Raw genomic sequence first — 24,444 nt, forward strand, 5'->3', positions numbered from 1 at the left:
AAAATGTATGGTGGATAATAGGGAACTGAATCACCAATTCATCTCCAGCTTCCAACTGATCAAACACAGACTTGGTCGCACGATATTTGTGTTGTTGAGCTTTAAAGAAATTCATCTTATACCAATTCTCAACCTTGAACTCCAACCCCTCATAACCCTCTGAGATTAGAATAGTTTCCACGTCATTTCGTGCCTTACTCCCTGCATTCTTTTCGTGTGCATTATGCAGAAATGAATCCTTCAGATAATATTTCACCTTTTCTCCCCTTTATCCGTGATGTTCTTAGATACTCCCTAGTTCTTCTTCTACCACATCCAATGCACGTTCAACAGTCACGTGCATATCATAGTATTTATAATCTGCCAAGCGCCCACAGAAAATAACGCGCCCATTTTTCTCAGCTTCTGCTAGATACTGCTCATAAATTGCATTGTTTTTGGCATCATTGATTGGATAGTAAGGTTCATCTCCTCTTTTCCAATCTGCTGGATATTCACGAGTAATAACGGTCTTGGCTTGAGTCCCAAACTCAAAATGTTTGTGTTCGATGATTCGCGTATAGGGAATATCACGTTCAGTATAGTTGACTACGGCATTTCCTTGATGATTTTCTTGGTCCAAAATCTCATGCTCAAAACGGAGACTACGATACTCTAGTTCACCAAACTTATAGTCAAAGAACTGATCAATCATTCCTGTGAAGACAATCTTAGTTGCTGAAGCCTCCAAGTTCTCCCGATCAGCAAAGAAATCTGTATTAAGCTCTACTTCGATTCCTTCCAACAACTTTTCGATGATGACATTGTAACCACCAATTGGAATCCCTTGGTAACGGTCATTGAAATAATTGTTATCATAGGTCAATCGAACAGGTAAACGCTTGATGATAAAGGGTGGTAGTTCAGTAGCAGAACGCCCCCATTGCTTTTCGGTGTAGCCCTTGATTAGCTTTTCATAGACATCCATACCAATCAACTTAATGGCTTGTTCCTCTAAGTTTTTTGGCTCAACATCTTGCATGTGCGTCGTCTGCTCAGCAATTTTGTCCTTGACTTCTTGGGGTGTCTTTGTCCCCCACAAAGCATAGAAAGTGTTCATATTGAAAGGCAGATTGTAAAGATGTCCTTGGTAGTTGGCAATAGGAGAATTGATGTAATTGTTAAACTCCGCAAACTGATTGACATATTCCCATACCTTTTTATTAGATGTATGGAAGATATGAGCCCCATACTTGTGGACATTGATTCCTTCAACAGATTGGCAATAGATATTTCCACCGATGTGGTCACGTTTGTCAATCACCTTCACCTTCTTGCCACGTTTGTTAGCTTCGTAGGCAAAGATTGCACCTGACAAGCCAGCACCGACAATCAAATAATCGTACATAAAATCTCCTTATTTCTTTAAAACACTTTTTAGTTCTTGAAAATCCAAGACACGTAAGAGCAAAATCAAGCCACCATAGACTAGGAAGCCAAGGGCAGCATAAATCAAGACATTCACAACAGACGAGAAGTGCATGAAAGCTTGTGCAGAATACAGGGCGCCGTACATCAGTAGTGCTGCTAGAAGTATTTTTAGCATGGATGGTAGAATCTTGACCTCTTTTAGATACGAACGTGTAAAGTAGAGTTGAATCAGCCAGACCAAACCTTCAGTCGCAACAGATACAATTGAAGCTCCAATATAGCCCAGAGGCGGGATTAAGAGGAGATTCAAGCCCACACTAAAAACAGCTGGAATAGTTGTTGATAGCATAAATTCACGATTCTTATTGTGAGGAATCAAGATTTGAATTCCCATGATATTGGTCCAGCCAATAAAGAACATTCTAAAGGCCATGATGGCAATCGCATAGCGAGCATCTTGGAAGTCTTGCCCCAGGAAAAAATTAACAAAATCTTTGTTAACAATCAAAATCCCCGCAATCATCGGGAAGATAACTAAGTTATACACTAAGAAAGACATTTCATGTAACTTGTTAACCGCCTTTTGATTGCCTGATGAGAGGAGATTGGAGACCCGAGGCAACATAACACTACCAAGCGACGTTACCAAAGTCAACAAAATATTCAATAATTTCAAGGCTTGATCATAGATCCCGACATCCTTGGTCGAAGACAAGGCACCCAACATGGTGCGATCTAGCGTGATGTAGAGTGAAATGGCAATCTGTGGCAGAAACAAGAGAATGACTGGTTTAATATGCTCTTTGGCATAGGCTATATCCAAATGCGGCTTGCGAATGTGCTCCCGAGCAGGAAGCCACATACTCAACTGACCTAGTAGATCATAGGCAACCAAGAGGATGATATACAAGTACAAGTCGGATGGTTTCTTAACAAATAGGAATATCGAAACAACACCTAGAAGTTTGACCATTGTGTTACGAGCTGTGATTTTTTTGAAATCTTCTAACCCTTGAAAAAGCCAAGAAATATCAAAACCACGAGACAGCAAACTAAAGCCAAGTATATAAGCAATTGGATTGTTCATCGACGGCACAAGCAAGCAGACAACTATATAAAGCGTAACCGCTAAACAGGTTGAAAGGACTTGTAAACTGTAAATACCCCAGAAGGTCTTTTCGACTTCCTTACGATGGCCGGAAATTTCCTTTGTCCCATAATTGGCCACCCCAAGTGTCGCTAAGAGTATAAAGTAAGTTACTATTGAGTTGTAGTACCCATAGGAACCTAAGTCATTGGATGAGAAAACCCGAGTAATATAGGGTGTAGTAATGACTGGTAAAACGATTACTAACAGCTGATAAGAAAGATTATATAAATAATTTTTTAATACTTTCACAAGGAGTTCCTCGTTGTAGATTTCTTCGATTCAAATTCAATAACTGGCAAGGTTGCAAATAGAGTAAACATAAAAATATTATAAGACGGGCGAACCCAGAAGGCCTCAAACATACAGTTGACTGCTATTAAGGATAAGGCCGTCAATAGCAAATAATTCTTTTTGCGATAAAGTGACCAAGACCTAACTATGTATAACACGACCAATAAGAGAACTGGAATCATCCCATAGGTAAAGAGCATCTGAACGTAGGAAGAGTCTACATAGTCGTAGCTCAAAACGGATTCTGTACGCCCCCCATAACCGACAAATGATATGCCCCGAATCCCAAACCACTGCACTGCATATTTTTTTAGTGCCTCATGTCCTAGGTGTAATCTCATACTAAAAAAATTGTTTAGAGCCACATACATTGGATGAGACCAGGTAAATTTAGAAGAGAGATAAATCATTACTGAAGACGCTATACCAGCCGATAAAGGAAGTAAAGCAAAAAGCCGTCGCTGTTTATCATTTCGGAAATAAAAGTACAGAAAAATGAGCGCCATTACAGTAATAGAAGCGGCATTAAGCCTCGCATCGCAATATCGAATAATGAAATAAGCCAGACCAAATCCTAAGGCAGTCCGTAAAACAATGAATTTCTTTCTAAAGATATACGATATAGCTGTATATAGATAAAAACAGTGAGAAGCAAAATCAGTTGGATAAATAAAGCCAAATGAATTTCGAACAACGACTCCCGCAGATCGTGATTGGACAAATTGCAAGTTTGGAATAGCACCAATCACAGCCAAGAACACTATCAATACAATAAAAAACAAGGCTACAACAGAGTATATTTTAAGTACACTTTCCATCTCAGCCTTGTAAAGAAAGACAAGCAGAAACATATACATCAATGCATTAAGGTTCCCAGTCTTATAGTAAACCATGCCCCCAGCAAAAAGAAGAATTGGTGCAAAGATGAGATAGCTTATAGAGTAGTGATGAATATAAGCAAATCGCATAGCAAGTAACAGGACCGCAAAAAAAGGAACTACATTAGGAATATTAGGTAAAACAGGAGCTAACATAGACGTATTGATCATATCTATGGAGACAACCACTATTAAAACTGCTGCAATTAGCAATTTATCACGTTCTAACTTTAACATTTTCTTTTTCCTTTTCTTCTTTCATCCCTAACTCTTACTTAGGATTTTTTTAACTTTTTAAATTGATAATAGAGTCGCGGATACTTAGTAACTAAAACATAGAGGATCCTACGTTTCTTGCTAACTCTAGCATTCTTCAAGACAAGAGGCAAATAAGGCCTGGTTTTCTCCTGAAGTCTCTTGAATTCTACCGAATCCCCATCCTTAATCATCGTAAAGATAAGAAGACTTCCTGTAAAGAAGCGTGAAATGATGGCTTCTTGGAGTTCTGAACTCTCAGGATAGGTTGCATTCACAACCTCTTTTAAATGATCAATTGCTTCGTAAAACTCGTATTGTTTTGGCGTGAAAGCCGAGGCAGTAATGCTACCAGGTCTATGGTAATAATGGTAAATCGGAAGATGGTACAAGGCCACGGATTGGGCTTGGTTGAGATGCTCACTGATAACATAGAGGTCTTCGTAGATGCGCCCCTTGGGGAAGGGAGCTTTCTCAAGAAGTTCTTTCCGATAGAGTTTCCCACAAGCAGAGACCGTTACAAGGTCTCCATAAAGCATCTCAGTCAGAGCCTTTGCCTTGTCATAGACCTTAACTTGGTCTAAATCAAGCTGATCCAAGTGAAAATTTTGAAAACGATGATAGTGAGCTGTTGGCTCTACTTTGCCACTCACCATATCTGCTTGGGTACGACTTTGTAGCTCTGCTAGCAGTTCCAAGGCGCAGGGTTCCAGATAGTCGTCTGGATCTAGGAAAGTAATCCAGTCGCCCTTGGCTCTCAAGACCCCATAGTTCCGAGCATCAGACAAGCCACCGTTGACCTTATGGTAGCTAGTCACCCAATCATATTGCTGGGCATACTGGTCACACAAGTGTCCTGAGCCATCACTCGAGCCGTCATCAATCAGGAGGACTTCCATATCCTTGTAAGTCTGATGTTTCAAACTCTCCATGGCATAATGAAGGTAGTCCTCCACATTATAAACAGGCACAATTACCGAAATCATATTTTCTTTTCTTTCTCTTACTTAGTTTTACAGTTTAAATCTCAAATGAACTTCTATCTGGAAGCAGTTGATCCATAGCCTTGATAAAGTCTGTCATCACCTGCTCCTCGTCTTGAATGTTAAATCCATCATTGATACACATAATTTGGTATTTGCCAGAATTTAGTATCTTCCAAAAATCTGGTCCGGCATTATCCAAAGAAAAGAGTCCTCCCAACTTAGGATTTCCGATAGCGTATTTACCACTGGCAATCTGCCAATACTTAAAGAGCCAAACATTGGTATCAGAAGGATTTCTAAAGCGACTAGCCGAGGTTCTTTCCAAGACAGCTTTTTCCTTTTCCCATACCAAGTTCATCGTTGATCTTAGTAGAGGATAGGGCAGATGACTCTCCCAGAAACCACAGATAAACTGACTATTTCTGTATAGTAGCGACTTAACGATACTTTTTAATCCCTGCTTTGGATCAAAGAATTGGCCATTCTTCAAAATTTCATTTCGACTGAAATAGCTAGTGACAATCTCCATGTCATTTACCTGAAAATTCCCCGTTCCATATCGCTCAGGAATAATCGGTGAAAGAGCCGTATTATATTTGGGTAAACCATCCTCTGAGAAAAAATCTGTCGGCTCGACTGGAGCTGTCAAATACATATCGTCATTAAAAAAAACAAAATGCTCTGAGAGACCAGGGATTCGATGGATGTTACTTTCGATAGGATTGGCAGAAAAAACTGGCAGGTAGTCATTACAGATAATCTCTGTATGATCTACCAACACCAATTTTTCACTATTTATATCTAACCAGCTTGGCTTTTGCTGGTCGGTCACGAGGTAGACCTTATTGACCCAAGGAGCAAATTTTTCAACTCCTCTAAACCAATATTTAAAGGTCCCCCATTCTCGGTAAGCCTTGACTGAATTCATACTCTGTTTAGAAGTATTAACCGAGCCATCATAGCTTGATTTTTTTTCTTGCCACACAGGATCATTCCCATCAACCCAAGTCACAACAAAATCTATTTTATTCATAACTAATCTTTTCTATCTGTTTTATACAACTCCGAGAAGTTCTTGATGTAACTCTCCAAAGAAAACAGCTCTTTTTGTCTCTGATATCCTACTCGCCCAAATTTTTCTCTTTTTTCAGAACTATCTAGTAAGAGAGAAATGGCATTAGAAAGTTCTTGAGGACGATTTGGTTTGACTAAGCAACCACTTTTGTCATCTACTACCATTTCAGCTATTCCCCCATTGTTATAACCAACAACTGGTTTTGAACAAGCCATGGCTTCTAGGACTACTGTAGGTAGGGAATCAGGTTTTATACTTGGTAAGACAAAGATATCAAACATATTATAAAGTTCAGAAGTCTTATCGTAGTAATCAATACGATGAATTTGTGACACAACAGATGAAGAAGCTATTCTCTTATCTAGTTCTTCTAAACGCCATTCTTCACCAGGAAAAACACCTCCAGCTAGGAAAGCCACCGCTTGCTCATTCTTTTCCAAAAGTGGCTCGACTGCTTCTATGAAATCATTTTGTCCTTTTATAGCATTGACCCGACCAATCATGCCAATCACAAGTGCATCTTGCGCAATGTCAAATTTTTCACGAATAGAAGACGCATCCATTGGATAATAGACAGCATTATCGACACCGTTATAAATCACTTCCACTTGGCTATCTTTGATAAAGGGAGACTGCTTGATATGATTAGCGACCGCTTGGGACACCGTCACAATCTTGTCTGCATATCGTCCCATGAGCATATTGATAAAGTCAGAAATAGCTTTGGGTTTGACGATAATCTCATGAACATGCCAAATCAAAGGCAGCTTGAGCTTGCGTTTCAAATAGATGCCCTCCAAAACAGCCGCTGTATTATTGTGAACCATATCTATACTGTGTTCTCGAGCATAGAGGGCGATTTGCTTAGCATAGAAATTATAAGAGCGAATATAGTCGGCAATGCCTTTAGGATTAAAGTATTTTCTACGTAAAATCGGATAATCCAACACGCTGACCTTAGCTCCAACTTGGCGCAAAGCCTCGACTAAAACACCGTCATTTGGCAAGATGACGTGAGCTTCAAATTCTTTGGAATCCAATCCTTTTATCAATTCCAATAAAACCTTATCTGCTCCATACATTTCTGCACCAGCATGCAAGTATAAAATCCGTTTCATTCCCTATCCTTTAAACACTTCTTCATAATCTGACACAATCTTTTCCCATGTGAAAGCTGAGATAATTCTTTGGCTTGACTTGAAATCCAAGTCAGCTATCACTACCTGATCAAATCCCTCTACTTCCTCAATGACGCGTGCCAACTCATCTTTTTTCCAATAAATGGCCCCGTCTTCACCAACCTCACGGTTAAAACCAACATCTAGCAACAAATTTAGTTTTGTGGATGCTAAAGCTTCCAGTAGAGAAGGGTTGGTTCCTCCAACCTCATGCCCATGTAAATAGGCAAAGGCATTTTCACGGATGTACTTGAGCAACTCTTGGTCATAGACAGTACCGACAAATTTGACCCTAGGATCTTTGTCAAAACCAGTATCCCGTAACAACTGGTCGTAAAATTTATTCTGCTCCACATTTGTGATGAGAACAAAGTCCTTTTTGGACTTGGACTTGATAAATTCACGAATCATGGCTTCGTAGTTATTTTCAGGAACAAATCGTCCCACTACTAGATAATAGCCATTTTCGCTAACTTCTTTTTCCTTATACCAATCTCGAACTTTGGCATCTTCTGCTTTCAGGATTGAAGGAGCTGTATCTGTCCCATAGGCAATATAGGTGGTCTTTGGTTGGTACTGCTTATAATCCTCTTGGATATATTTTTCAATGTTTTTACTGTCACAGACCAGTAAATCTGCATGTTTGACCATGAGCTGCTCTGAAAATTTCCAGTACTTACGAACTGGAAGGCTCCATTTTGCTCGCAACCATTCATGACCATCAGGATTCACCAGCAAAGAGCCACCAATCGCACGAATTTTTTTCTTAAGTCCAGAAATAAAAGGACCGATGCGACAAGCTAGAATGTAAAAAATGGGAGCTTCGTCCTTGTTTTCCTTAGCCAATTCAATAGCCTTGTTGACCGCTGCAATATCGTAAGCGATGGCGCGGGCCGGGCCGATATTGGGTACATCGATGTTGAAGCAAATGGCTCCATTGTGCTCAAACTGGTCTTCCGTAATGCCAGACTTAGCAGAATTTTCACGCATACAAGCAACATAGTATTGTATGTTGCTGTCTTTTTGATATTCGGTTAATTTTTCAACAAAGGTTTCAAATCCTCCATACTTAGCAGGAATCCCCTTTGAACCAATAATATAAACTGACTGTTTCATTTCTCTCCTAACAGGACTGAAGGGCAGAAATTACTTCGCCCCATCTCTCATAAATACAACTTTAACGGTCTTTAACAATATTTCAATATCTTTCCAAATAGTCCAATCATCAATATAGGCCACATCTAATTTAACAACTTCATTGAAATCCTTGATCTCACTTCGCCCGCTGACTTGCCACAAGCCTGTTATCCCAGGTTTAAAACTCAATCGACGTTTTTGTTCAGGAGTATATTTCTCATACTCATCCACTGTTGGGGGACGGGTTCCGACCAGACTCATATCTCCCATTAAAACATTCCAAAACTGCGGTAACTCATCTAGGCTGGTCTTACGAATAAAGCGACCAATTGGAGTGATACGAGGATCATCATCGACCTTAAACATGCCCCCCTGCATAGTATTTTGCGCCAAAAGTTCTTGTTTCCGCTGCTCAGCATTCACGCACATAGATCTAAATTTATAGAAAGTGAAATGTCGACCATTTTTTCCAATACGCGTTTGAGAAAAAATCGCTGGCCCACCATCTTGTCGAATCATCGGAACCAAAACAATGCTCACCAAACCACAAATAATCAAGCCGACAATCGAACCGACAATATCAATGAACCGTTTAGCAATGACATGACTGGTCTTATAAAATTTTGTAGAAAACGTGATAACATTCAGCCCTGCCATCCCACGAATCTTTTTATCACTACCTAGATAGTTATTAAAAGCATTCAGATTAACTGTAACATCAATTCCCATTGTCTCAAAAAGTGAGATAAACTCCCCGATGTCGTACTCTTCACTTGGTAGATTGATAAAGACCTCATCGACAACTTCATGAGTAGCAAAGTCTAAGATATTCTCAGCAGGTACAACCGTTAAGGATTGATGCTGAAAATCAGGCTGGTCTAAAACACTGACTGCCACCAAGTTCCAAAAAATTTCTCCCGACTCTATCAGCCTATCGATGACTTTTTCAACCCTAGAGGTCGCTGTTATCAAGAATATCTTCTTACTCCCCTTGAGATTTGGAAAGATGCTTTTTCTATAGCGTTTAATGCATAGATTCAACAAATACAACAGAATAGAGTGTATTGTCAAAAAATAAATCATTCCTCGTCTAGAGATACTAAAACGATCTTCTAAGAAAAAATTCGAAATACTGATAGCTAAAGCAAAGAACACGATATACTTTGTCGTGTTGATAAACTCTGCTAAATAACCCCTTTTAAAAAAATCATGCCCATAATCACTGATATAAAAAATAAAAAAATGAAGAATGAACAAGATAATAACAGAAGTATTTACAATCTCTGTTTCCTTAACAAAACTAAGTAAATAAGCTAATAAAATGACAAGAAAACTCTGGATTGCCGCCAAAGTAATCTTCAATCCCTTTTCTTCCATAATATCTTCCCTAAACTATTTATTATTTTTTGCCATAATTCCCATAGTTTCCATATGCTCCATAGGAGCCATATTTTTCAACTGAAGTATTGAGTTTATTAAGCACAATTCCTAAGAATGGTTTGCCTGTTTGTTCGAGTTGTTCTTTAGCTTTTTGGACATCACGACGATTTGTTTCACCAGCAGCAGTTACTAAAACAGAAGCGTCACACTTCTGCGTGATAATCGCTGCATCGATAACAACTCCAATCGGAGCAGTATCTACGACAATGTAGTCAAAGTACTTGCGTAAGGTGTCAATCATGGTCGCAAAATTTTCACTTTGTAGCAAAGCTGTCGGGTTTGGGGATACAGAACCCGCTTGAATGACAAACAAGTTTTCAACATTGGTATCACATAGGCCTTGTGATAGGTCTGTCGTCCCAGATAAGAACTCTGTTAGTCCAGTAATCTTCTCGCGTGATTTAAAAACACCTGACATGACAGAATTACGAATATCGGCATCGATTAACAGCGTCTTATAGCCCGCACGCGCGAAAGCCCAAGCAATATTGGTAGAAGTAGTTGACTTCCCTTCACCCGGTTTCACAGACGTGATCGAAATAACTTTCAAATTATTCCCACTCAACTGTATATTGGTACGAAGCGCATTATAATATTCTTCAGCTTTTCTTGCCAAATCTAATTTTTTTTGTACAATCTCTAATGTTGGCATCTCTCTCTCCTATTTCAATTTATCCAAATTTGGAACTACTCCCAATAGCGCAATTTGCATCACATCTTCGATATCTTCTGGACGTTTCACTCGTGTATCTAAGAGCTCAACTAGGAGAACCGTAACAACCATTACAACTGCGCCAGCAAGAAATCCAACCATGGTATTGCGACGGATATTTGGAGACGATGGGGATGTTGCAGGACGAGCTTCTTCAAGCGTTGTCACATCTGAAACTCGCGTGACACTGATGATTTTTTGGGCAGCAACCTCTCTCAAAGAGTTAGCGATGCGGCTCGCTTCTTCAGGCAAACGATCTGTCACAGAGATAGAAACAATACGCGTATCCACTGGAACTGTTACCTTAATTTTACTAGCTAGACCTTTTGGAGGGAGATCTAGTTTCAAATCAGTCGCAACTTTTTCTAAAACGTCTTGCGAGAGAATGATTTCACGATAGTCTTTTACCAAGTAAGATCCAGCTTGCAAGTCTTGGTTGGTCAAACCTGGCTTATCTCCCTGATTACGGTTGACCACATAAATTCGGGTCGTACTCGTAAACTCCGGCTTCACAATAAAACTACTGTAGGCAAATGCTACTGTCCCTGTCACGAATGCTACCAAAGCAATTAAAAATTTTCGTTTCCAAAGGATTTTAAGTAAGTGAAATACATCGATTTCCATCATATTTTGTTCTTTCATTTTTTCTCCTAAATCAATTGATCCATTATTATTTTTCGGGGATTATCCTTAAAAAGTTCCTTAGCCTTATCTTCACTGTATTTTTTGGCAATGATATCATAGGCTTCCTCCATATGAGGAGGTCTGTGATCCAAGTTGTGCATATCACTTGCGATCACGTGAACCAGATCTCGTTCCAAGAAATACTGAGCTCTCTTTTTCATGAATTTATAAGTTTCTCCGAAGAGTTTAGGTTTCAAGACATGAGAACTATTGACTTGAGTATAACATCCCATATCAATCAGCTCTCGCACGCGCTGCTCATTGTTTTCTAAAGCATCGTAACGTTCAATGTGGGCAATGATGGGTGTAATGCCTAACATTAGAATATTACTCAGCCCCTTATGCATATCCCGATAGGGTGTATTCATACTAAACTCAATCAAAGCATAGCGACTATCGTTGAGGGTCGGGATTAATTTCTTTTCTAACTTCTCAACAACATCTGGCGTATAGTAGATTTCTGCCCCATAGGCAATGATTAAGTCATCCGCAACTTCCTTAGCCATTTCTCGCACCTTCAAAAAATTGGTTGCGATTTTTTCTTCAGGAGTTTCAAACATCCCTTTTCGTCTATGCGAAGTGGAAACAATTGTTCGTACTCCTTGACTGTAGGCCTCTCTAAGAAGCTTTTTACTTTCCTCTATCGACTTTGGACCATCATCCACATCGAAAACGATGTGCGAATGGATATCTATCATGCTACTTGCCCTCCATCACATCATTGATAGCAGCTTTGGCGGCAGCCAAGCTACTTTCATCGATTTCCATCATGTAGAGGTTACTATCTGGCATAGCGTATGAAGGAAGGTCCGTGCGTCCAGTTCCCTTCAAGTCTTGAGAGTTGACTTTGTAGTTCCCACCACTCTCCAATTGAGTATTGACTAGATCCATCATGGTTTCCAAAGGCATATTGGTCTGAAGAGAATCTTGCAATCCTTGGATGATATTGTCATAGTTCTTCAAAGCTTCGGTTGACGTCAACTTCTGAATAACAGCTACAATAACCTTTTGTTGGTTCCGACCACGGTCACGATCTCCATCTGCTAGAGAGTAGCGCTCACGAACAAAACCAAGAGCCTGCTCAGAGTCTAGATGGACATTCCCAACGGGGAAATGGTACTTGCCATGCAAAGAAGTGAAATCCTGATCATTATAGACATCAACGCCACCTAAAAGGTCAATCAATTTCAAGAAAGAAGTGAAGTTCAAGCGAACATAGTAGTTAATATCCACTCCATAGAGATTTTCCAAGGTATGAATCGACGAGTCCACTCCATAAATTCCAGCATGGGTCAACTTATCCTTTTGATTATTTCCCCCATCCGCAATCGGAACATAGGAATCACGAGGAGTTGTAGTGAGAAGGATTTTCTTGGTATCTCGATTCACAGTCATTAGAATATTCACATCAGAACGCGAAACGGAACTAATCGGACCATAGGTATCAATACCGCTCACATAAATATTGAAAGCTTTATTCTTCGATACCTTTGGTGCCGCAACATCCTTAGTTAATTGTTTTGTATAGATTTTTTTGATTTTTGAAGCATAATCTGGATACTCTGCTTCAATGATATTTTCAAAGACACTATTTAAGACAATTGCTTTCGTTTCACCAGAAAGCAGACTCTTATAAGCTGCTAGGTAAGAAGTCGCTTTCTAAACTGTCAAGTCCTTACTCTGGCTGGTCTTAATATCTGCTAACAACTTTTGAATATTGTCATTGTCTGTCTCTGTTGGCCCCGTAACCGTATCCAGTTGAGTCACATTATTGATCTCACTATCTTTCAAAACGACCACACTGATTGAATACTCTGAGTAGTTTGAGGTCGCATTGATATGATTGGTAAAACCGACAAACTGTTGCAAAGCATAGAGAGAAACGGAGCTAACTACGATAGCAAGTGTCAAAAAGAAAACCGTAAACTTCTCGGCTTTTTTATACACTATCAGAAGGATTGCAATTACAGCAGAAATGAGAATAAGAACCGCCGTAAGGATATTGAGGTACCGAAAAGCTAAGATATTATGTTTAAAAATCAAGAACAGCAAAAAACCACCCAACAGTAGATAAATGGTTAATAAGACTATGTTAATATTTCGTTTCATGTTGCCAGAACGAGCTCTCTTTGAACGTCTACTCATGATAATCCCCTATACACGTTAATAGTTATAAATATTATATCACAATCATGATGGAAATTCCATCCATCCTTGCTATTTTCAGCGTTTTCATTCGCTTTTGTTCTCTTAAGTTGCTCTGAAATATAAGCAAAGTTCCGAATGCCATTCTGCACAAAAAGACAAGGCGCTCAGGGGCAACCTTGTCTGTAATCTTATTTTACGTGGTTTTCAAACTCTTTTTGGCTCTTTTCGATAGCTTTTTTACTTTCTTCTTCCCACTTAGCCTTGGCTTCATCAAATTGTTTCTTGGTAACAGGGTCTTTTTGTAATCTCATGTACTTATAATTATTTCCGTCACCCTTGATTCCCACTAGGGAGTAGGCACGTGTAAACGGAGTTACTTTGGTTACAGAGGCTGTACCACCATTTGACATAGCAGACATAACTAGAGAATTGTCAATCATCCAAGCTTGAGCTTCAGCGTATTTTTCATAACGCTTAGTGACATCTTTATTCTCAGCATCTGCTTCTTTCAGGAGTTGTGTATAGGTATCGAGCCCCAAACTCTTAATGAGCTCTTGGTCTTCCTTGGCATCAAGACCAAAAATCTTGAGATAGAAGCCTGTTTCAGCATTGAAGGGGTCTAGATAAGTTGATGGATCCTGGTAATCACCAACCCAACCATCAAAGTTTAGGTCGTAGTCACGAGCTGCTGGATTTGGTGCTAGGAAGGCAACATTCCCAAAGTCATCTGTAGAAAGCTGTTGAACATCAATGACGATATTGTCAGAACCTAGTACTGTTTCAAGGGTTTGTTTAACCGAGTTCATACCAGAAACCGCATTTTTATTCGTCTGATCAACAGGGACATCCAAATGGATTGGGAAAGTCACGCCTTGGGCTTCCAATTCCTTTTTAGCTTCCGCAAATCTTGCTTGGGCCTTTTCCTTGTTAAAGTAGGCATCTTGAGCATCTGCCAAATTGATACCTGACCACTCAGTTCCGTAGTTCACAAGCTTAGAAGCTGTTACTTCTCCAAAGGTCTTATCTCCCACCTGGACAAATGTTGGAGGAACTAGAGTATTACGAAGGGTTTTGCTCGCTGCTTCTTCACCGTTAGATTGAGCAGAGTAGGCTGTTCGATCAATACCAAAGTTGATAGCTTGACGGAAATTTTTATTTAAGATAGCTGTTTGAGCTGATTTCTTTTGTTCATCCGTTGTTTTAGCGGTATGATTATAGGTTTTACGGTTGACGTTAAAGTTAAAGTACCAAGATGTCTTGTCTTGTAAACTATAGACGATATTGTCTTGGTATTTTTCTTTTGTCTTAGCATAGTTCGAACTATTTGGATAGACTCCTGCAATCGAGTAAGCACCACTTTCAAAGTTTCGAATGGTCATCTCCTGATCAGAGCCATCAAAGTAAGCTAACTTAACTTTTTCAATGGTTACTTTATCATGGTCATAATAGTGTGGATTCTTCACATACTCGATTGAAGATTTTGATGTAAAATCTTTTAACAAGTAAGGTCCATTGTAAAGGATGCTGTTTGGCGTCAAGGTTCCAAATTCTTTATCCTTTGATTTCAAAAACTCTTCGTTAACCGGGAAAAGGATACTATTGGTTGTCTTTGAGTTCCAGTATGGCTCTGGTCGAGTCAAAGTGTACTCAACCGTATAGTCATCCAAGGCTTTCACACCAACTGTTGTGAAGTCATTGGTCGCGCCTGTCACATAGTCATTCAATCCCTTGATAGAGTTTTGGATGAGATCCATGGCTTGACCCTTGTTGTCCGCAGCATACTTAATCCCAGTGACAAAGTCTTGAGCTTTGACTGGAGCGTACTCTTCTCCATCAGCAGTGTACCACTTGGCGTCTTTTCTGAGTTTATAGGTATAGGTTAAACCATCCGCCGAAACTGACCAATCTTCAGCTAGAGCTGGCGTTAGATTCCCATAGCTATCATTTTCTAGCAAACCATCCACAAGATTGGTAATCACTGAAGTGTTATCTGCATAATAGTCTAAAAGATAGTTAAACGTCGTCGGATTTGCACTAAATGTTGATGAGAAAGTGCTTGTATCAGTATTTGACTGTCCACAAGCTGTCAGTAAAATTCCTGTAGCTAGGACAAGTCCAGTTCCGATGAGTCTTTTTTTCATGTTCATCCTCTACTCCTTTATGTCACTTTTTATAACATAGCCATATTTTATCAAATTTATCCTAAATTGTAAAGTTTCCGACTCTTTTATAGATGAATGATGAACCTAGTCAAATAAAAAGAAAGGAAGCGCAAGCAATATGCACCTTCCTTTCTTATAGATTATTTAACGTGTTTTTCTAGCTCTTTTTGGTATTTGGCATTTGTTTCAATCTTTTCTTTCTGCCATTTCTTGAGAGCTTCTTCGTATTCTTTTGTAGTTACGACATCATTTTGCAATTCCAAACCTTTGAACACAAATGGGTCTCCCTTGATTCCGACTTGAGAGTATGCTTTTGTGAATGGCACAGTACGGCTAACAGTTGGAGAACCACCTGAAGAAGCAACTGGGATCAAGAGCGAACTATCCGATACCCAGGCTTGCGCTTTAGCGTATTTTTCGAAACGCTTATTGAGGTCGCTTGTTTCAGCTGCGGCATCATCCAAGAGTTTCTTGTATTCGTCTAGACCGACTTGAGCCATCACTTCTGGATCTTTTCCACGAGTGATACCCAAGTGTTTAAGGGCAGAACCCTTCTTAGCATCAAGAATGTTTAGGTAGGTAGCTGGGTCTTGATAGTCTGGTCCCCAACCAGTTCCATTCAAGTCGTAGTCTTTTTGTGCTGGAACCTTAGCTTGAGAAGTAATGCTCATTTTCTCATTATCGGTCATTTGAAGGACATCGACAATGACATTTTCAGTACCAAGTGATGATTCGATAGACTGCTTGAGTGAGTTGGTTTGTTGAACCGCGATTACATCTGTTTGTTCAACGGGGATATCCAAATGGATTGGGAAGGTAACACCCTTGGCTTGCAATTCTTCCTTGGCTTTAGCAAAGGCTGCCTTAGCTTTTTCAGGACTGTAAATCGTATCCTTGCCATCTGTAAGGGCTACATCTTTCCACTGGTCTCCATATGAAACGAGCTCTGCCTGTGCCAACTCTCCAAAGGTTTTTTCACCAACTTGAACGTAGTCATGAGGCACTAGGCTGTTACGGATAATCTTGTTCGCACCTTCTTCACCATTCAACTGAGCAGTGTATGAGTGACGGTCAAGGGCAAAGTTTAGCGCCTGACGGAAGTTCTTGTTAAGAAGAGCTTCTTTCGTTGATGTTTTTTGAGCTTCGTCTGTTTTGGCTGTTTTATTGTAAGATTGGCGGTTTACGTTAACAGTGAGGTAGTAGCTTGTCGCTTCTTGTGGACTGTAAACAATCTTATCACCGTACTCTTGTTTAGTTGACTCAAAATTTGAACTTGTTGGGAAGAGACGAGCTGTTGTATAGGCACCTTGTGTAAAGCTACGAATCAAAGATTCTTGGTCTGATCCATCGTAGAAAGTTAGTTTAATATTGTCAATCTTGACATTGTCCTTATCCCAGTAGTTTGGATTCTTTTCATATTCAATGACTGATTTTGAAGTCAATGATTTCAAGAAATAAGGACCATTATATAGGATACCTGATGGGGTTGGTGCACCGTAGTCGCTCCCTTTAGAATTCAAAAATTCTTCATTAACTGGAAGCATGGTTGCAGTTGTGACCTTAGAGTTCCAGAAACTTTCTGGTTTGTTGAGCGTGTATTCTACCGTGTAATCATCAACAGCCTTAACTCCTACGGTAGAGAAATCATTGCTCTCACCACTAACATACTCTGCCAAACCTTTGATAGAATCCTGAATCAAAGAAAGACCATCTGATTTTCCGTCAGCAGCATGTTTAAGCCCAGTAACAAAGTCTTTGGCCTTAACTTCAGCGTATTCTTCTCCATCAGAAGTATACCATTTTACACCCTTACGAAGTTTGTAGGTGTAAGTCAAACCATCCTTTGAAACAGACCAGTCTTCTGCAAGTGATGGAATTAAGTTCCCATACTTGTCATTTTCCAAAAGACCATCAACAACGTTTGCTATAACGTCAGAGGTTGAGCTCTTGCTCGTCACACTATAGTCCAAAGAAGATGGATCCATAGCGTAGACATAAGAGAATGTTTTGGGAGCATCCGCTTTCTTTTCACTTTGCCCACAAGCAGTTAACAGTAGAGCTGCACTCAAAACAGCACCTGCTCCTAAGAGCCACTTTTTCGATTTCATAAGTAATCTCCTTAAAGATAGTGTTTTCACCATTATACCCTATTTTTTCATAAAAGCAAGGACTTTCGACAGATTTTTTAGAAAATTCTAACAAATATTTTTTAAAGACTTTTCTATATATTTTTCAACAAAAGAACCCCAAGCATCAAAGGCTTGAGGTTCACTTATTTTAATCCGTTAGTTCCACACAGAAAGCATCCCATGGTGCCAAGGTTTGTTTTTCAACTGCTTCTTTAGCAGTAGTATTTTCAATCAAGATTGACTTAACTCTTCCTTCTACTGAAAAGTTTTGTTTTTCATTGGACAAGTTAGCTACAACTAAGAAGCGGTGCTCACCGTCCTTACGGATATAAGCAAAGATCTTGTCAGCTGTATCAAGCAATTCAAAGTCAGCTCGAATCAGCCAGCTGTTCTCCTTACGGATTTGAACGAGTTTTTGATAAGTATAGAAAATAGAATCTGGATTTGCCAGAGCTTCTTGAACGTTGATTTTTTCGTAGTTTGGATTAACTGCCAACCAAGGTTGACCTGTTGAGAAACCAGCGTTTTTGCTCTCATCCCACTGCATCGGGGTACGGGCATTATCACGTCCAATGACACGGATGCTGTCCATGATTTCTTCCATAGAAACACCTTTTTCAAGAGCTTCACGCGCATAGTTGAGGGATTCAATATCTTCTACTTGATCCAGTGTTTCAAATGGATAGTTGGTCATCCCAATCTCCTCACCTTGGTAGATATAGGGAGTCCCTCTCATAAGATGAAGCAAGATTGCAAAGGCTTTGGCAGATTTTTCGCGATATTCTTGGTCATTTCCCCAGATAGAGACGATACGAGGGAGGTCATGGTTATTCCAGAAGAGGGAATTCCAGCCATCTTCAACTCCCAGCTCTGTCTGCCATTTGTTGAAAATCTCTTTTAACTTCCCTACATTTAACTCTTTTTGGTAGTGCCACTTAGGTTGCCCTTCCTGATATTGAAGACAGATGTGTTCAAACTGGAATACCATAGACAATTCTTGTCCCTTTGGATCCGAGTAGAGCTTAGCAATCTCTGGCGTTGCACCCCAGGTCTCTCCTACTGTCAAGAGATCTTTGTCACCAAAGGTGGCTTGGTTCATCTCCTTGAGATAGGGATGGAGCATAGGACCGTTATTGACTACTTTCTCATCAGGAATTTTCCCAATCATGTCAATGACATCCATACGGAAACCACCAATACCTTTATCAATCCAGAAGTTCATCATCTCATAAATTTTCTGGCGCAGTTTTTCATTCTCCCAGTTGAGATCGGGCTGTTTCTTGCTAAAAAAGTGGAGATAGTATTGACCCGACTTTTCATCGTATTCCCAAGCAGATCCACTAAAGATAGACTCCAAATCATTGGGCTCATCTCGCCAGATATAGTAGTCTCGTTCGGGGCTGTCAGGATTTTCACATGCCTCGACAAACCAGGCGTGTTCATCCGAGGTATGATTGACCACCAAGTCCATGATAATTCGAATGTCACGCTTCTTAGCTTCTGCGATGAGTTCATCCATGTCCTCCATGGTTCCGAAAATAGCAGCAATCGCTTGATAATCAGCAATATCATAACCATTATCATCCATAGGACTGTCATAAACGGGAGAAAGCCAAATCGCTGTAATCCCTAGCTTGGCTAGATAGTCTAACTTACTCGTAATTCCTGGCAAATCACCGATTCCATCTCCATTACTATCCATAAAACTCTTGGGATAGACTTGATAGACTACGGCATTGTGCCACCATTTTTCTTGCATCTGTTTACCTCATTATTTTAATATTCTATAGTCTATGATAGCGCTTTTTTAAACTTAGTGCAAGCGTTTGCCTAATCTTTTTGATTTCTTTTTTGACTCCGTAGTTTCCTATCTTCCAATTTTTTATTATAATAGAGGTCAGAGGTAAAAAAATGAAAAAACAAGCTTTTAGTTCTGAACAATATTTGAATCTACAGCGCGACCACATTTTGGAGCGCATTAACCAATTTGACGGCAAGCTCTACTTGGAGTTTGGTGGCAAAATGTTAGAAGATTTCCACGCTGCTCGTGTCCTTCCTGGTTATGAGCCTGACAATAAAATCAAGCTCTTGCAAGAATTGAAAGAGCAGGTTGAAGTTGTGATCGCCATTAACGCAAGCAACATCGAGCATTCCAAAGCGCGTGGTGACCTAGGCATTTCTTATGACCAAGAAGTTCTTCGCTTGATTGACAAATTCAATGAACTGGGAATTTTTGTTGGTTCGGTTGTCATCACACAATACGCAGGACAACCCGCTGCAGATGCCTTCCGCAACCAGTTAGATAAAAACGGGATTGATTCCTATCTTCATTATCCAATCAAAGGATACCCGACGGATATGGATCACATTATTTCTCCCGAAGGCATGGGGAAAAACGACTACATCAAAACCAGTCGCAACTTGATCGTCGTAACAGCTCCTGGACCTGGTTCTGGAAAATTGGCCACTTGTATGTCCAATATGTACCACGACCAACTTAATGGCATCAAGTCTGGTTACGCTAAGTTTGAAACCTTCCCAGTTTGGAATCTTCCCCTTCATCATCCGGTCAACTTGGCCTACGAGGCTGCAACCGCAGACCTTGACGATGTCAACATGATAGATCCTTTCCATCTCCAAACCTATGGAGAAACCACTGTCAACTACAACCGTGATATCGAAATTTTCCCAGTGCTCAAACGTATGTTGGAACGCATCCTCGGTGAATCTCCATACGCTTCTCCGACTGATATGGGGGTCAACATGGTTGGCTTCGCTATTACAAATAATGAGGCTGCTATCGAAGCTTCTAAACAAGAAATCATTCGCCGTTACTATCAAACTGTTCTTGATTTTAAAGCTGAAAAAGTCGGAGAAACTGCTGTCAAGAAGATTGAACTTCTCATGAACGACCTCGGTATCACACCTGCAGACCGTAAGGTTGCTGTCGCTGCACGTCAAAAGGCTGAAGAAACTGGTGGCCCTGCCCTAGCTCTCGAATTGCCATCTGGCGATATTGTAACTGGTAAAAACTCTGAACTCTTTGGTCCTACAGCTGCTGCCTTGATCAATGCCATCAAAAAATCAGCTGACATCGCTAAAGAAGTGAAACTAATCGAGCCTGAAGTCGTCAAACCAATTCAAGGTCTTAAAATCAATCATCTCGGTAGTCGCAATCCTCGCCTCCACTCAAATGAAATCCTGATTGCACTTGCAATCACAGCTATGGAAAATCCTGATGCTGCGCGTGCCATGGAAGAACTTGGGAATCTCAAAGGAAGCGAAGCTCACTCAACCATCATCCTGACCGATGAAGACAAGAATGTCCTTCGCAAGCTAGGCATCAACGTAACCTTTGACCCATACTACCAATACGATCGCTTGTATCGGAAGTAATTAAACGAGGCTGGACAAAACTCAATTTGAGAGAAAAATCCAGTAAATCTTTACATAATAAAAAAATCAAACGCATAATATCAAGTCTTTTGGACACTTGGTATTATGCGTTTTTATGATTTTCCATTCTCATTTATTTCAATGAAATTGTCAACTCGACAGAGGCTCCTCCTTGGTCTGGATTGAGCAGGGTCAGACGACCACCATGCAAGAGAGCTACCTGCTTAGAAAAGGCTAAGCCGATACCATGATGGGGATTAGTTGAATTGCGGCTTTGGTCACTCTGGTAAAAGAGCAGTTCTGCTCCCAGCAGCATCTCCTCAGAAAATGCAGGGCCATTGTTCCAGATAGCAAAAACCAACTGGTCCTGCTGCACTGATACCGTTAGCTTGACTTCCTTTTGGTCCTGATTAGCATGTTCAAGCGCATTCAGTAAGATATTGAGCAAAGCCCGCTTGAGATAGTCCAAATGAATGGACAATCTCAAGCTAAGATCACAATCTTCTTGGAGATAAAAATGATAGCTTTCCTGTTTGCTGAACAGTGCCCAATCATCCTGTAGATAAGCCAAAAAATCCCCTAAGGAAAGCTGAATGAACTGATTAGAATCAATCTGAAAAGTCTTAGCGTAATCAATCAAAGAGCCACAATACTCTTCCATCTTGTGACTGGCCTGCAAAATCTCAGAAGCATAGTCTGCCTGTGGCTGGCCTAACTGCGCCAATTCCAAGAGTTCAGCATTCCCCTTAATTACAGTTAGGGGCGTCTTCAAATCGTGCGATGTCGCTGATAGCTGTAAAATCAACTCCTGATTATGCTGCTGCTCTCTTTCTAGAAGATGAGTATTTTCTTGGTGGCTGCTCCGTAAATCGCTGTAGACTTCTAGCATTTCCTCAATCCGAAAAAGCTGGCTTTGATTTTCTTCTAAAAGCTTCTCGCTCTTTAGCATTTTTATTTCCCTGTCAATTTTTCGGAGCAATTTCAAAATATGATAAAAAGTAATCAGCAGCAAGCTCCCTGCCCAGAAGAACAAGGTGAAAAGAACGTAATCACTTCCTTGCGTAAATTCATAGCCTATAAGCACAAAAATCAAAACATGGAAAAAGACGATTTTCAAGCTAGTTGTCCAGACTAGGCTTTTGAAATTTCGGGTTCTAATTGCCATCTATAGCCTACTCCTCTCACTGTTGCGATTGCTTGCAGACCTTCTTGTTTGCATTTTTGGCGAATCTGATATACGTATTCTGAGATAGAGCGAAGCTGTGTTTCTGAGCTTTCTGGGTAAAGCAAGGTATGCAGGCGTTCAGCTGAAAAGGTCTGCTTGGGATTGCTAGCTAGTAAATGCAGCAATTTAAACTCTCGCTCTGAGAATTTCAATACTTTACCAAAACAGATAATTTCATAGCGCTCTGGATAAAATTGACAAGAAGCAATCTCAGAATAGCGCTCCTCACGTCTTTCCTCCCGCCGAAGATGCGCCCTGACACGCGCCAGCAATTCGTTGGTCCCAAAAGGCTTGACAACATAGTCATCTGCTCCGCGAAAGAGCCCTTCCACCTTGTCCGCCTCCAACTCCTTAGCCGTCAAAAAGATGATGGGACACGAAAGATGAGGACGAATGTAGGAGCACAACTCAAAACCATTAACAGGCTCCATCATCACATCCAGCAGAATCAAGTCATATCCGACAAAATGCGTCAGCTCTAGCTCTTCTATTCGATCAAGCGTCGTCACATCATAAGCATCGAGCTCTAGGACATTTTTCACCAGCTTCAAAATGCTCCGGTCGTCATCAACCACCAAAATACGATACTGTCTCATGATTTCCATTATAGCATACCTCTAGCGAACATCTCGTTTCAAGGTCAAGAATATAGCAGAGCTCCAAATCAAAGCTAGCCAGAACAGCTGTATTCCCAACCCTGATAGATCTATCGAATTCTGAAGCCCTTCATACTCAAAAAGATTTAGCGTAGCCAGATCGGGCAGGTACTTTGCTTCTTTGATAAAAGTTGCCAATAAACGGCTAAGACCAATCAAGAGAGGAAATAGCACCGACACCGGCACAACCCAAGATTGAAAGAGCAAAGCGAGGCCAGCAGCTAAAAGAGCCAGAAAAAGATTGCTGAGAAGACCAAAAGAGCTGTAATAGAGGAATTTCCCCAGTAAGGGCCAGCTAAAGTCTAGGTCAAATCGAGCCAGCATAACAAAGAAACAGCTGCCTATCATGACACTGTAGAGAACCAAGAGCAGAACGGCCAGAAAAAGGAATTTCCCAGCCAACCAAGCCTTTCTATTTGATACGGTTAGAAAATTCGTTCGCATCCCAGACTTGACAAACTCCTGGGCAAAATAGAGGGAAGTAAAGATGACGATGACAGGCTGCGCCAGATAGAGAGCATGCAAAGCTTCACTCAGAGCCTTTGTCTGGCCAACTGCTGTCTGACTGTAGTCAAGATTCATCAGAAAAAAAGGAACGACTACCAGAGCCACAAAGGCGGCACCAAGAACGAGATAGTAAGAACGAAACTTAATCCATTCACTTTTAAGCAGAGCTTTTATCATCAGTAGCGTCCTCCTAAATCCGTCTTCAAAAAGCGCAGAGAGGCCATGACGCCGATGACTAGCAACCATACGCTTATTATCAAGAGTCCTTGCAAGGGATTGTTGGCATATTGGGAAGTTGGCGTTGCAGCAAACAACTCTACTGCTGGCTGTGGCAAATATGCCCCCCAACTCGTGTGAGCAGCTAGGTAGTTTCCCAGATTATAGATCTGGGGTACGAGAAATAGCAGAGGAACTAGCATGGTCCGAGCCAATAAACCTAACAAAAATGAAAGGATCCCCAAGAGGGTTAGAGATAAGGTTTTCCACAAAATCAAACTCCAAGCTGCCTGATTGAGCAAAATCGGATCAAGCCCTTCCTTTCCTAAAGCCAGATGCATGACCATATAGCTCAAATAAATGGATAACAAGCTAATGATGAGTGAAAACAAACCAAAGGTCAATATTTTCCCCATAAGTAGCTTCAAGCGGTTATTACAAGCCAATAGACTGGTTCGCAAGCTATGAGACTGAAATTCCATAGCTCCCAAAATTCCAGCTAAAATGACCAAAACCATGACCGCCATAGAAGCCCCGTTGAGACCTAGATATTCCAGCGGATCAATGGCGTTTATCAGATTAGGAACCGTCTCAGGTGTAGCATCAAAGCCGATAGACAGATATTGTCGGCCCTCCAACCAGGATACGACAGGCACCAATAGTAGCATGAAGGCCACACTCACTTTGAAAGCCTTGATTGATCGGATTTTCAACCATTCTGAATGCAATAAGGACATCGTCTCTTTCATCTTAAACCTCCTCTGTTAAGTCGAAGAAGAGCTCTTCTAAACTATCTGTTCCTTGTAATA

The 24,444-nt window shown here is 40.5% G+C and carries 19 protein-coding genes and 2 pseudogenes; 1 reads left to right on the forward strand and 20 read right to left on the reverse strand.

Going from position 1 to position 24,444, the window contains the following annotated elements:
* From HMPREF3057_RS04940 to HMPREF3057_RS05015, 16 genes and pseudogenes are all read right to left on the reverse strand, one after another.
* A pseudogene (locus tag HMPREF3057_RS04940) lies at positions 1 to 256 on the reverse strand (galactofuranosyltransferase); the annotation flags it as partial.
* Positions 257 to 283: 27 nt separating this feature from the next.
* Complete coding sequence (gene glf / locus HMPREF3057_RS04945) at positions 284 to 1,387, reverse strand: UDP-galactopyranose mutase (RefSeq protein ID WP_070696688.1); 1,104 nt, start codon at positions 1,385 to 1,387, stop codon at positions 284 to 286.
* Between the two features lie 9 nt (positions 1,388 to 1,396).
* Positions 1,397 to 2,809, reverse strand: a complete 1,413-nt coding sequence (locus HMPREF3057_RS04950) for a flippase (RefSeq protein ID WP_049520848.1) — start codon at positions 2,807 to 2,809, stop codon at positions 1,397 to 1,399.
* Positions 2,806 to 3,966, reverse strand: coding sequence for a hypothetical protein (locus HMPREF3057_RS04955; protein ID WP_000915512.1), 1,161 nt, complete (start codon positions 3,964 to 3,966; stop codon positions 2,806 to 2,808). Before HMPREF3057_RS04955 ends, HMPREF3057_RS04950 begins: the two co-directional genes overlap by 4 nt.
* A 38-nt stretch (positions 3,967 to 4,004) precedes the next feature.
* Positions 4,005 to 4,970 (reverse strand): glycosyltransferase family 2 protein, encoded by a 966-nt coding sequence (locus HMPREF3057_RS04960; protein ID WP_049520846.1) that lies wholly within the window; start codon positions 4,968 to 4,970, stop codon positions 4,005 to 4,007.
* 34 nt (positions 4,971 to 5,004) lie between these two features.
* On the reverse strand, positions 5,005 to 6,003 hold the full coding sequence (locus HMPREF3057_RS04965; protein ID WP_049520845.1) for a Stealth CR1 domain-containing protein: 999 nt from the start codon (positions 6,001 to 6,003) through the stop codon (positions 5,005 to 5,007).
* Positions 6,004 to 6,005: 2 nt separating this feature from the next.
* Positions 6,006 to 7,163, reverse strand: a complete 1,158-nt coding sequence (locus tag HMPREF3057_RS04970; protein ID WP_000822224.1) for a glycosyltransferase family 4 protein — start codon at positions 7,161 to 7,163, stop codon at positions 6,006 to 6,008.
* A 3-nt stretch (positions 7,164 to 7,166) separates the two neighbouring features.
* On the reverse strand, positions 7,167 to 8,339 hold the full coding sequence (gene cps2T, locus HMPREF3057_RS04975; protein ID WP_049519446.1) for a beta 1-4 rhamnosyltransferase Cps2T: 1,173 nt from the start codon (positions 8,337 to 8,339) through the stop codon (positions 7,167 to 7,169).
* A gap of 30 nt (positions 8,340 to 8,369) precedes the next feature.
* The gene (locus HMPREF3057_RS04980; RefSeq protein ID WP_070696692.1) at positions 8,370 to 9,737 is read right to left on the reverse strand and encodes a sugar transferase; all 1,368 of its coding nucleotides are present in this window, start codon (positions 9,735 to 9,737) and stop codon (positions 8,370 to 8,372) included.
* A 22-nt stretch (positions 9,738 to 9,759) separates the two neighbouring features.
* Positions 9,760 to 10,452: a tyrosine-protein kinase gene (locus tag HMPREF3057_RS04985; RefSeq protein WP_070696695.1), complete on the reverse strand. Its 693-nt coding sequence runs from the start codon at positions 10,450 to 10,452 to the stop codon at positions 9,760 to 9,762.
* A 9-nt stretch (positions 10,453 to 10,461) separates the two neighbouring features.
* Entirely contained in the window at positions 10,462 to 11,154 is a 693-nt protein-coding gene (gene cpsC / locus HMPREF3057_RS04990; RefSeq protein WP_000664124.1) for a capsular polysaccharide biosynthesis protein CpsC, read from the reverse strand.
* 8 nt (positions 11,155 to 11,162) lie between these two features.
* A complete protein-coding gene (gene cps4B, locus HMPREF3057_RS04995) occupies positions 11,163 to 11,894 on the reverse strand; it encodes a capsular polysaccharide biosynthesis protein Cps4B (protein WP_070696700.1) in 732 nt (243 codons plus the stop codon).
* 1 nt (position 11,895) lies between these two features.
* Positions 11,896 to 13,341: pseudogene (locus HMPREF3057_RS05000) on the reverse strand (LCP family protein).
* 191 nt (positions 13,342 to 13,532) lie between these two features.
* Positions 13,533 to 15,491 carry a peptide ABC transporter substrate-binding protein gene (locus tag HMPREF3057_RS05005; protein ID WP_070696704.1) on the reverse strand — a complete coding sequence of 653 codons (1,959 nt, stop codon included), beginning with the start codon at positions 15,489 to 15,491 and terminating at the stop codon, positions 13,533 to 13,535.
* 155 nt (positions 15,492 to 15,646) lie between these two features.
* Entirely contained in the window at positions 15,647 to 17,614 is a 1,968-nt protein-coding gene (locus tag HMPREF3057_RS05010; RefSeq protein WP_070696707.1) for a peptide ABC transporter substrate-binding protein, read from the reverse strand.
* A gap of 169 nt (positions 17,615 to 17,783) precedes the next feature.
* Positions 17,784 to 19,394: a glycoside hydrolase family 13 protein gene (locus HMPREF3057_RS05015; RefSeq protein ID WP_070696711.1), complete on the reverse strand. Its 1,611-nt coding sequence runs from the start codon at positions 19,392 to 19,394 to the stop codon at positions 17,784 to 17,786.
* A 152-nt stretch (positions 19,395 to 19,546) separates the two neighbouring features.
* Between HMPREF3057_RS05015 and HMPREF3057_RS05020 the strand changes: the two genes are divergently transcribed.
* The gene (locus HMPREF3057_RS05020; RefSeq protein WP_070696713.1) at positions 19,547 to 21,031 is read left to right on the forward strand and encodes a DUF1846 domain-containing protein; all 1,485 of its coding nucleotides are present in this window, start codon (positions 19,547 to 19,549) and stop codon (positions 21,029 to 21,031) included.
* Between the two features lie 133 nt (positions 21,032 to 21,164).
* Here HMPREF3057_RS05020 and HMPREF3057_RS05025 read toward each other — a convergent pair whose 3' ends face one another.
* Genes HMPREF3057_RS05025 through HMPREF3057_RS05040 form a run of 4 tightly spaced genes read right to left on the reverse strand, consistent with a single transcriptional unit; the run spans position 21,165 to position 24,384 of the window.
* The gene (locus HMPREF3057_RS05025; RefSeq protein ID WP_070696716.1) at positions 21,165 to 22,196 is read right to left on the reverse strand and encodes a sensor histidine kinase; all 1,032 of its coding nucleotides are present in this window, start codon (positions 22,194 to 22,196) and stop codon (positions 21,165 to 21,167) included.
* On the reverse strand, positions 22,163 to 22,861 hold the full coding sequence (locus HMPREF3057_RS05030) for a response regulator transcription factor (protein WP_000404923.1): 699 nt from the start codon (positions 22,859 to 22,861) through the stop codon (positions 22,163 to 22,165). Before HMPREF3057_RS05030 ends, HMPREF3057_RS05025 begins: the two co-directional genes overlap by 34 nt.
* 12 nt (positions 22,862 to 22,873) lie before the next feature.
* Positions 22,874 to 23,596 carry an ABC transporter permease gene (locus tag HMPREF3057_RS05035; protein ID WP_000588278.1) on the reverse strand — a complete coding sequence of 241 codons (723 nt, stop codon included), beginning with the start codon at positions 23,594 to 23,596 and terminating at the stop codon, positions 22,874 to 22,876.
* The gene (locus tag HMPREF3057_RS05040) at positions 23,596 to 24,384 is read right to left on the reverse strand and encodes an ABC transporter permease (protein WP_070696719.1); all 789 of its coding nucleotides are present in this window, start codon (positions 24,382 to 24,384) and stop codon (positions 23,596 to 23,598) included. Before HMPREF3057_RS05040 ends, HMPREF3057_RS05035 begins: the two co-directional genes overlap by 1 nt.
* Between the last annotated feature and the right edge of the window lie 60 nt (positions 24,385 to 24,444).

Origin of the sequence: Streptococcus sp. HMSC072D05 (assembly GCF_001815805.1) — a bacterium.
Taxonomy (GTDB): domain Bacteria; phylum Bacillota; class Bacilli; order Lactobacillales; family Streptococcaceae; genus Streptococcus.